The sequence below is a fragment of the Cerasicoccus maritimus genome (assembly GCA_031296935.1).
In the GTDB taxonomy this organism is placed as follows: domain Bacteria; phylum Verrucomicrobiota; class Verrucomicrobiia; order Opitutales; family Cerasicoccaceae; genus Cerasicoccus; species Cerasicoccus maritimus.
The window spans coordinates 50,502-59,225 of the sequence record JAVDPD010000033.1 but is presented as its reverse complement, the minus strand read 5'-3'; the positions used below and the strand labels follow the sequence as shown (position 1 = coordinate 59,225).

Here is an 8,724-nt window from a genome sequence, read left to right as displayed (position 1 = left end):
ACCTCACCTACAACCTCGACCGCTTCGCGATGTTTCATCGCCCAGCATGAGCCTGCCTCAATTCATCAAATCAACCATTAAATGACTTAAATGCATCATCGCGGTGCACTCACGGACCTCAACGCGCACTCTGCAAATATCGAAAAGAAACAAAGATCATCTGCTGTGTGGAAACTGTCTGTTAATCGAAGTGGCCTAAATGAGCGATCCCTTCGGGATCAACGGGGCGAAGTCAGCAGCGCATCGAATTCAGGCTCTAGTAACGCCAAGGCCAAGCCACGCAAATTGAGCAATACAGCATAGTAGACAATACCCATCTCGGTCTATGCGGCAAGGGCATCGTGGCATACGGCACCGCGGGCAATGCTACATCGTCCACATACGATGTGCCGAAGGCACTTCTCAATCATAGACGGGGGCTTCACCTCCGGTAAACGAGAATAAAATTCTTCATCGCAACGCGACGGTTCATTCGTATTAAATAACGCATAACCAGCCTCTTTGCCTCGCTTCTCTATCAATGCATTCGAAGCGCCAAACCAGAGAGCGAACCTAAAATCCAAACATCCATGAAAGCCGCCCTCCCCTTGCTGACCTTCTTCCTCCTGGCACCTCTCGCATGGGGCGCGAATGAGTCCGATAACAGTGCGCGGGCGTTCGCGTTGGAGTGGGTTGCGGCCTACAACCGGAACGATCCAGCGTTGATGGCGGGGTTTTACGCGGAGGACCCGAGGAGTCACGGTGTGGTGTCCGTTGGGAAAACCTTCCGCGGCTACCAGGCCATCGCCGAGCTGTATCGCAGCGACATGCAAGTCGTCGAATTTTATGATTCCTACGCGAAGGAGCTTCAGGTCTGGACCGAGGGCGACACCGCGCTCGTCTCGTTCGAGCCAGCGTCCCGCTGGACCGATAGATTTGCACCGTGTGCAAATGCGGACTCCGCCGCGACGGCGACGGCTGGAAAATCATCCAGGAGCACTCCTCGCCCATCCAAGACATCCCGCGCGCAACCCGCATCCAGTCATCCACCGGCAGCTAGCGACATACGGCGGCGTTGGATGGATTGCGCCGACGAGTGGAACATCCCTCCGTTGATGCGGCCTAGGATTGAACCGTCGCAACGCGACGGTTCATACGAATCGTAAAAGCATGACGGGCGTCGATGAGGAGCGCATCGCGTTCCAGGTTTCAATCACGTAGTGGAGGTCTGGCTATAATACGGAAGAAATTCTGCTGCTCGTCGAGCGCTTCTGTATCGATTTCGAGCAAAGACACCTCGCTGGCGCTGAGCATCCCGAAGCCAAAGTCTTCCCATTGGCCAGGAAGTGTCGGCGAGTATTCGACACCGAATAATCGGGAAGCACTGGCTCCATCCACTACAAGTAACAGGCTACCCGTTTTAGGATCGTTTTGAAGATTTGCCACCAAGAAGGATTTAGGGTCAAGGGGATGGGTATCAGCCAACTCTTCTTCTCGATCTGTCATGCCATCACCATCAGTATCGGTGGTGGAATCAGCGATGTCGAGAGCGCCCAGACGACTTAACTCCCATGAGTCGGAGAGCCCGTCCTCATCGCTGTCGACGACTGCGATTGATAGGGTCTGCAACAGACTGACGCCCAAATTGATCCAACCTAAATTTCCGCTCCAGGCATAACCCGAGAACTCACCTGTCCTCAGTTCGATCTGCGGCAAGCCAAACTCCTGCTCAAAGTTGATCCAGCCTGTACTTGGAGAATAGGCATAGCCTTCCAAGCGGCCACCAGCAGTAAGGTTTACGCCGTAATCATCACCGGAATCATTGGCATAAGCGTAACCGTTTACGGGTCCATCGCCAAAGTGAATCCATCCGAAATTAGCGGCGTAGGCATAGCCGGTTAAATAGCCATCGTAGACGATGACACTGGCTTCGACCGCATCATTTCGTAACGAAATCCAACCGGCATTGGCGGCGTAAGCATATTTCGATGACTCATCGATTGTGGTGGTGAAAGACTCTGGAAAAACATAGGTCGCCATTCGAATCGTATCGCCGGTATCGCGAAACCAGGCAATCGACACTTCGCTCCCAGCGCTATTGCTTGCTGCCGATGCAAAGATACCAGTTGTGCCGCTTGTTTCAATCAGTTCAACTTCCCAACTGCTGTCTACGAGGGTAGCCACGCCCATGTCTGGTGAGCCCAGAGTATTCACGCGATATGCGACAACTGGCACACCGGCTGAGTTAAAGGTGAGTGAAGTATCCTCGCCGCCAGCGGCTTCAGCATCAATCGTCTCGGTATGCCAGTCTTGTCCGTCGAACGTCGCGTATTTGGGCACAGATGTGCCATCATCGTGATATGCGATCGCCGGTTGACCGTCGTTACCAATGGCTAGCGACGCATACCGCCCATAGTCTCCAGCACCACTTGCATCGTAGTCCACTTCGACTCCCGTCCACTCCAGACCGTCAAAGGCATAGAACCATAAAGCATCACGGCCCGAATGATACGTGGCAATGGCGGGCTGACCATTTGGCATGATCGCCAGCGAGTTGTGCGTGCCAACCGTTCCGTAATTACCAACCTGCTCGGTCTGCCAACCACCTTGCGTTTCGCGAGCCAGATAGAGCCCTTCACTGCCTCGCGAGTATGCGATGAGCGCAAGCCCCTCAGAGTTGAGTGCCAGCGATGGATATCGACCAGCTGTGCCAGCAGTATCCACTGATTCGATCACCCACGCACCTTGCTCACGTCGGGCAAACTTCAAGTCATCTTCCTGATCATCGAAGTAGGCAATCGCTGGTTGGCCACTTGCATCGTAAACCAAGCTTGGGTAAAGACCAACATTGCTTGAAGTATCAACGCTTTCCATTGCCCACGTTTCTGTGTCGGCAGACCACTCCAGAAATTGAAGCGTGCGGGTGTCGATATCACCATAAGCAATGCCTTTATCGCCGCTCGGAGCATAGGCCAGCGAGAGGCCGATGTTCACGCCCGCATCGGCAACGATTTCGACTTCCCACTCCAACGCTTTGATCTCACTGGCGGTAGCGAGCAGCAATCCCCAGAAGGCAACAGCCCGAAGACTGATACCGCATCGATTAATTTGATGAAGGTAAGTCATCATTGGGGAGTCATTTGGATTTCGATGTCATTGATTCCGAATGCGCCCAAACCTCCATTTGGTGCACCTTCCGGGATCGTAATCGCATGTCGGCTGCTCGTTTTGGGAGATAGCAAAACTTCGACGCCATCCACCGGTTCGTAGCCATCTTTGCTCAGGGAGAAGGTATAGGTTCTATTATCCAAAAGGTTCTTGGTGGTGCCTGGCTCGACTTCGGCACCACCGACGATGTGAAATTGCCCACTGGCATCGGTTGTAAGCGCAAGCGTTTCGGGCTCGGTAGTCACGCTTACCCCTGCGATGGGTTCGCCAGTTTCGGCATCGAATACGGTACCACCGAGATAGAGTCTAGATATGGACAGTTGAAAACTCTCGAACGGGTCAAAACTGAGCCTACCATCACTCGCTTGTGTCACCTCAAATACGACGGGATTCGAAGCACGAAATCCAGGACTGGAAATATAAACGAGATAGCTGCCTACAGTGAAGTTGTTACCATCCAGTATATTCATGTTATCGCCCGGTGCACTCCTTGCCACGAAGCGGCGGCTTGAAGGCGTCGTCCACAGGGTCACTTCAGCTACTTCGGCTATATCTGCACTCGGGAACGCCATTGATACTTTAATATTTGAAAAGGGATAAAGGTCCAGTTCGCGGTTGCTGCCTGCGACAGCACGCACCTCCCCTGATTCGGTTATGAAGCCAGCCCTCTCTGCGGTTACCGTGTAAACGCGTGCATTTTCCAAATTGCTAAAGTAATAGTAGCCTTCGGAATCGGTGTGGACTGGCTCGATTGAAGCGTCATCCAACGAGACACGAACGCCTTGCAGCCCCTCGGGATCACCATCGCCTAAGCTGTTTTCATAGCTGTAGACGTGACCTCGGATCGAAGCAATAGCATCTCCCCGATCGTCACCAACAACCCGCCCATCAAGCACTTGAGGCATTGTCCGGTCAATCGGAAGCATATAGATAAGAGTCACCGGAGGATTGCTGGGGGATGGTCGGAAAACTCGTGAGGAAAGAGCGTAATTCGTCTTCGTCGCACTGACGACCAGAGAGACATCACCCTCAATGAGTAGCGGTAGGTTGGAGAAGCTGACCTCACCACGATCATCAGTTAGACCGTTCGCCACTTCGGTAGCATTACGTTTTACCGTGATCGTCGCACCCGAGACAGGCAGGTCTGTGCTCGCATCGATGATACGAAAAGCCCTCTGAACCAAGGCTCTATTGAGATTGATTACGTTAGGCGAATTCAAGCCCTCTACGACCTCAAATACCGGTGTTACAAGCTGAGTGTAATAGCTGTCCAACGAACGAATACTGTACATGCCTGGAGGAACGGGCGGGAATTCGGCGACACCGGTGTCGCCTGTAATCGCTGTTACAAAGTCCTGTGGGCCACCGCCCAAAACAGGGTAAGTTAAGCTGCCTGGATCAAATTCAGGGAACAAGCCCAGCTGCACATATTTTGCTGTCGATCCTGAGTATAAATCATTGCCCGTTGTCACCACCACTCCGAGGCTCTCGTCTTCATCGCTGTCAGCGTTGTTAATGGAGGTTTTTAGCATTTGCAGCTCATCCCAAATATCCTGGAGCGACTTCATCGTAGCAGCGGGAGGACTGGTTGGGACCAAGTCGCCCCCCTCTGGTTCTTCGCCCAGCTGCTGCGCTTCACTCGCCTCAACGGCGGTTCGAATGCTTTCAACCTGATCCCATATCTGTTGAACCGATTTTTGAGTCGGACCCGGAGCCCCAGGCGGAGTCAATTCGCCTTGAGCTGAGAGGGTTGCACAAACAAAAAAATGAACGGGAACGAGCAGTGTGACAAATGTACGCAGTAGATTCATCGTATAGTAGCTACAGATTCTTGCAAAATAAGAAATGGCCGGAAGCAGCAGTTTTGCCTTCTTATAGACAACAATCAAATAGCTTATGGGCGGATTCATGTCAATGACAGTGCGAAGGTCCCCTCATAAAAGACCCGAGATGTCCTAAAAACAAATAGGGCAAGCCCCTTTCCTTGAGGAAAAAAGGTGCAGATTATCGAGTGCGAGGTGGGATAGCTAGATGATCAGGAATGAGCACCACTAGCCGATTGATGGTAATACACTTGCGATGCGCGAAGTGAAAATCACCGGCTAGCCGTCACAATAAAAGCAGGCTAAAAGCTACTTTTCGTCGGCGTGATGACCATGTCGCGCACGCAGAGATGCGGGGGCATTTCGTAGCAGTAGCGGACGACGTCGGCAAATTCTTCGGCAGTCATGAAGTCCGGGTGACCGAGCAGCTCACAGTATTCCTCAAAAGTGACGCCCATGCCCGCGTGGATATTTGTCCGGATGTAGGCTGGCGAAAGATTAATCACCCGCACACCCGCCGCTGCAGCGGCTTCGCGTAGGGACTCCGAGACACTCCGCATGCCGTATTTACTCGCGGTGTAACCGACCGCGACGGGGCAAGTCTTGCGGTCAGAAATGGACGAAATGTTGATAATCGTGCCCTGCTTGCGCTCCAGCATGCCGTCGTAAACGGCCTTGGTTCCGTTGAGCGCGCCCAACAGATTGGTGCGAATTTCACGCTCGTAATCTTCGGGCTCGACTTTCTCAAACGGACGCACGTCCGCGATGCCTGCGTTGTTAATCAGGCAATCGACGGGACCAAACTGAGCCTCGGCGTCGACAACCGCTTTTTTCAACGCCTCATAGTCGCCCACATCCACATCGGCGTAGGCGGCATTTGGCAAATCGAGCTCCTTGGTGTGGCGGGCAATCAACAACAAGGCGTGCCCGCGAGCTGACAGCGTTTCCGCAATGGCAAGGCCGATCCCGGAGCTCGCGCCCGTGATCACGACTAAAGGCTTGGGTGCATCGCTCACGAGCAGATTCATTTGCCAAATTGCCCTAACAGTCAATGCGAATAGGCTTCAGCGCCCGGCTCCCGAATCGCTAGGCACATAAAAACCGCCCCAGGACAACTCCCGGGGCGGTCTATTTGCTGCTGTTATTTTACTAGACCCTAGTGCGTAGTAAAAATCTGGGTTATTCGCCACGCGGGCGACCGAAGCCGCCACCGGCAGCGCCGCGGGGACCACGTCCGGCAGCTGATCCAAGCTCACCGGCGATATCACTATCGTTCATGACGGAATCAGGCGAATTGCTGAGATCAACGCCGTCAGCAGTCATATCGATGTAAGCGCGCTTGGGTCCGCCTTCACGGCCAGCCAGGCGAACCGTGCCACGCAGTGACTTAGTTTCCGGGCCACCATTGCCACGCTCGATATTAGTGCCGTAGCGTCGGATCAGAGTGTCTTTGTCTTCCTTATCGGCGACTACAAGGATTACTCCACCTTTGGCGACTTCGTCGTCGTCAATCGTCGCGGCCCAGAAGAACACGTATGGCACGTCATCTGGAGCGTGGCGATTGATGCGAATGAAGGCAACGTCGAGACTAACTTTTTTACCTTCGAGCTCCGGCGCCATAGCCTTTACGTGAGCAGCGGTGTTAACACCGGAAGTTCCGGCTTGAGCGATGATGGGAGAAAAGCCAACGAGGGCTGCGAGTGCAATTTTGAGTGAGGATTTAATGGTCATAATTAAGAGTTGGTTATGCTCAAGAAAACCAACTCCCACGCGAAAAGTTGCGGGATTTCGAAAAAAAATTAAACGGCGTTCATTTTCGTCACCTTCAACCTAATCCGCGATTTCGACCAAGCCCCTAACGCGGCATTGTCTGCAGCTTAGCCTGAATATCGGCCGCGCGTGGATGCGACGGCGCCATTTGCACAAACTCCTCATAGAGGAAACGCGCATTGCGGGTGTTGCCCATGATGACCTCATAGGCGCGGCCCAAAGCCAAGGTTATGTCCGGGCTGTTCGGGAATTTTTCTTTCGCCTTCACCAGCTCTCGCATCAGGGCATCGCGGCTCATCGTGCGCTGGATCGCACGCAGGTAATTAAGCGTATAGCGGACATCGTTCGGGCTCAGGCGCGTGGCTTCCGAGGCGTAAATTTCCGCTTCACGATATTGCCCGTTATTATAATAGGCGCGGGAAAGGTCGTAGGCCAGCTCCGGGTTCCGGTAGTCCGTAGCGATTGCTTCACGGAAAAAACGAATCGCCGTCACGTAATCCTCAGCTTCGTAGGCCAGCTTCGCACGGTCAGCAGCGGTCATGGTTGGCGACGGTGGATCGACCTCAATGCGGCCCTGCGATACAGGCTCAACGTCATCTGCGGTAACACCGGTCACTTCGACCCCGCCATCTTCAGTGCGCGTGATGCGGACCTCGGTTACCTTGACTTCGGTTTCCTCATAATCAACTGCGGCCACTTCCACATCCGAAGTTTCAAGTGCGCCTTCGGAATCAGCCGCAGCAGCGGTCGCGGCTCTCTGCATTTCTTCAGTTAAATCCACCTCTTCGGTTACCGGCGGCGTGGGCAAGCCCTTGGCCATAACCAAATCTACATCGTCATTGACATTACCCAAATTTGTCGGCGCGGGCTCTTCAGACGTCTGCGAAACGAGTAAATCTCCGGACGCAGTCGGCGTGATGACGGCTTCTTCTGTCGCAACGGAAACGGATTCCGTCGGCGTCGCAGTCAAACTGGAGTCAACAGCGACCGGCGTTTCTACCGTTTCCGAAACAGTGACATCCGTTACCGCAACCGCAGGCGCCGCTGCGCTAGCGGCCAGTAATTCTTCTTCGGTCATCGCGACGGGCGCGGCTTCCTCCACCGCAGCAACCGGCGTGGGAGGAGTCGGCTCGGGTGTCGGCTCGGGAACGGGCGCCTCGCCAATCGTGCCTTGAAGGGCATTTTGCGCCGTGCGCCACTTCGTTAGCTCCAGTCGGGCCGACTTGTAAGGACCGCTTTCCAGCTCGCCGGGAAATTCTTTTTCGATCTGGTCCATCAGCTCAACGGCGCGCGACCATTGTTTCTCGCGCAGGGCGATCTCGAATAAACCGAGCTGAGCATTCAGGCGATCTGCCGGCGCGCCCCCCGGACGAAGCGCCTGCATATACCACTTGGTGGCCTGAGCACGATTATTGACAGAATGGTAAAGGTGGCCAATCAGCGCCGCTTCTTCGTGAGTCGGCGTTTGGCGGCTCTGGCGAAAGGCTTCCAAATAGGCATTGAGCGCGGCCTGGCTATGCTTTTGTTCAAACTCCACTTGGCCGAGCGCTTTCCACGCCGCGGCGTCCTCAGGCCGGATTTCCAGGTATTTATTGTAGGCTTCGGCAGCGCCCTTGGCGTTACCACTCTGCTGATGAGACTGCGCCGCGTAGAGCGCGAGGTCGCCATTGGAGGGGTTAAGTTGAAAGGCTTGGTCGAAATAAAGCGCGGCCATCATGGGGTCCGGCTGCTTGGCGTAGGCAAAGGCCAGGGCTTCGATCACCTGCGGATTGCCGGGCGATTGCTTCTCCAGATCTTCAAGGCGTTGAATCGCTAGCGCCGTTTGGTTATCGTAAACCAAATTATTGGCCGCGGCGATGGCCTTTTGAATGGAAGCTTCGTCCGGCTTACCATCCTTACCGCCACAAGCGGATAGAAAAAGTATTGCCAGCAAAAGCCAAAGACGGGCAAGCTGTTTGGGAAAGTGCTGTTTCATGCAGAGGCA

Annotated in this window: 6 protein-coding genes; 1 reads left to right on the top strand and 5 read right to left on the bottom strand. The window is 54.2% G+C overall.

Annotation, left to right across the window (positions count from 1 at the left end):
- Positions 1-569 precede the first annotated feature (569 nt).
- Positions 570-1,145, top strand: coding sequence for a YybH family protein (locus tag RBB62_RS17730; RefSeq protein ID WP_309400524.1), 576 nt, complete (start codon positions 570-572; stop codon positions 1,143-1,145).
- 43 nt (positions 1,146-1,188) lie between these two features.
- On the opposite strand, the gene RBB62_RS17725 is transcribed toward RBB62_RS17730, so the two are convergent.
- The 5 genes from RBB62_RS17725 to RBB62_RS17705 all read right to left on the bottom strand — a co-directional run bounded on the left by RBB62_RS17725 (position 1,189) and on the right by RBB62_RS17705 (position 8,715).
- Positions 1,189-3,108: a thrombospondin type 3 repeat-containing protein gene (locus tag RBB62_RS17725; protein WP_309400523.1), complete on the bottom strand. Its 1,920-nt coding sequence runs from the start codon at positions 3,106-3,108 to the stop codon at positions 1,189-1,191.
- Positions 3,105-5,057, bottom strand: coding sequence for a hypothetical protein (locus RBB62_RS17720; protein ID WP_309400522.1), 1,953 nt, complete (start codon positions 5,055-5,057; stop codon positions 3,105-3,107). The genes RBB62_RS17725 and RBB62_RS17720 overlap by 4 nt, the downstream gene beginning before the upstream one ends.
- Positions 5,058-5,272: 215 nt before the next feature.
- The gene (locus RBB62_RS17715) at positions 5,273-5,998 is read right to left on the bottom strand and encodes an SDR family oxidoreductase (RefSeq protein ID WP_309400521.1); all 726 of its coding nucleotides are present in this window, start codon (positions 5,996-5,998) and stop codon (positions 5,273-5,275) included.
- Between the two features lie 151 nt (positions 5,999-6,149).
- Positions 6,150-6,701 carry a hypothetical protein gene (locus RBB62_RS17710; protein ID WP_309400519.1) on the bottom strand — a complete coding sequence of 184 codons (552 nt, stop codon included), beginning with the start codon at positions 6,699-6,701 and terminating at the stop codon, positions 6,150-6,152.
- Between the two features lie 124 nt (positions 6,702-6,825).
- On the bottom strand, positions 6,826-8,715 hold the full coding sequence (locus RBB62_RS17705; protein WP_309400518.1) for a tetratricopeptide repeat protein: 1,890 nt from the start codon (positions 8,713-8,715) through the stop codon (positions 6,826-6,828).
- Positions 8,716-8,724 lie beyond the last annotated feature (9 nt).

What these genes read in the sequence shown, in the direction of transcription:
- RBB62_RS17730 (WP_309400524.1), top strand. Translation starts at nt 570, where the DNA reads ATGAAAGCCGCCCTCCCCTTGCTGACCTTCTTCCTCCTGGCACCTCTC.
- RBB62_RS17720 (WP_309400522.1), bottom strand. Translation starts at nt 5,057, where the DNA reads ATGAATCCGCCCATAAGCTATTTGATTGTTGTCTATAAGAAGGCAAAA.
- RBB62_RS17725 (WP_309400523.1), bottom strand. Translation starts at nt 3,108, where the DNA reads ATGATGACTTACCTTCATCAAATTAATCGATGCGGTATCAGTCTTCGG.
- RBB62_RS17705 (WP_309400518.1), bottom strand. Translation starts at nt 8,715, where the DNA reads ATGAAACAGCACTTTCCCAAACAGCTTGCCCGTCTTTGGCTTTTGCTG.
- RBB62_RS17715 (WP_309400521.1), bottom strand. Translation starts at nt 5,998, where the DNA reads ATGAATCTGCTCGTGAGCGATGCACCCAAGCCTTTAGTCGTGATCACG.
- RBB62_RS17710 (WP_309400519.1), bottom strand. Translation starts at nt 6,701, where the DNA reads ATGACCATTAAATCCTCACTCAAAATTGCACTCGCAGCCCTCGTTGGC.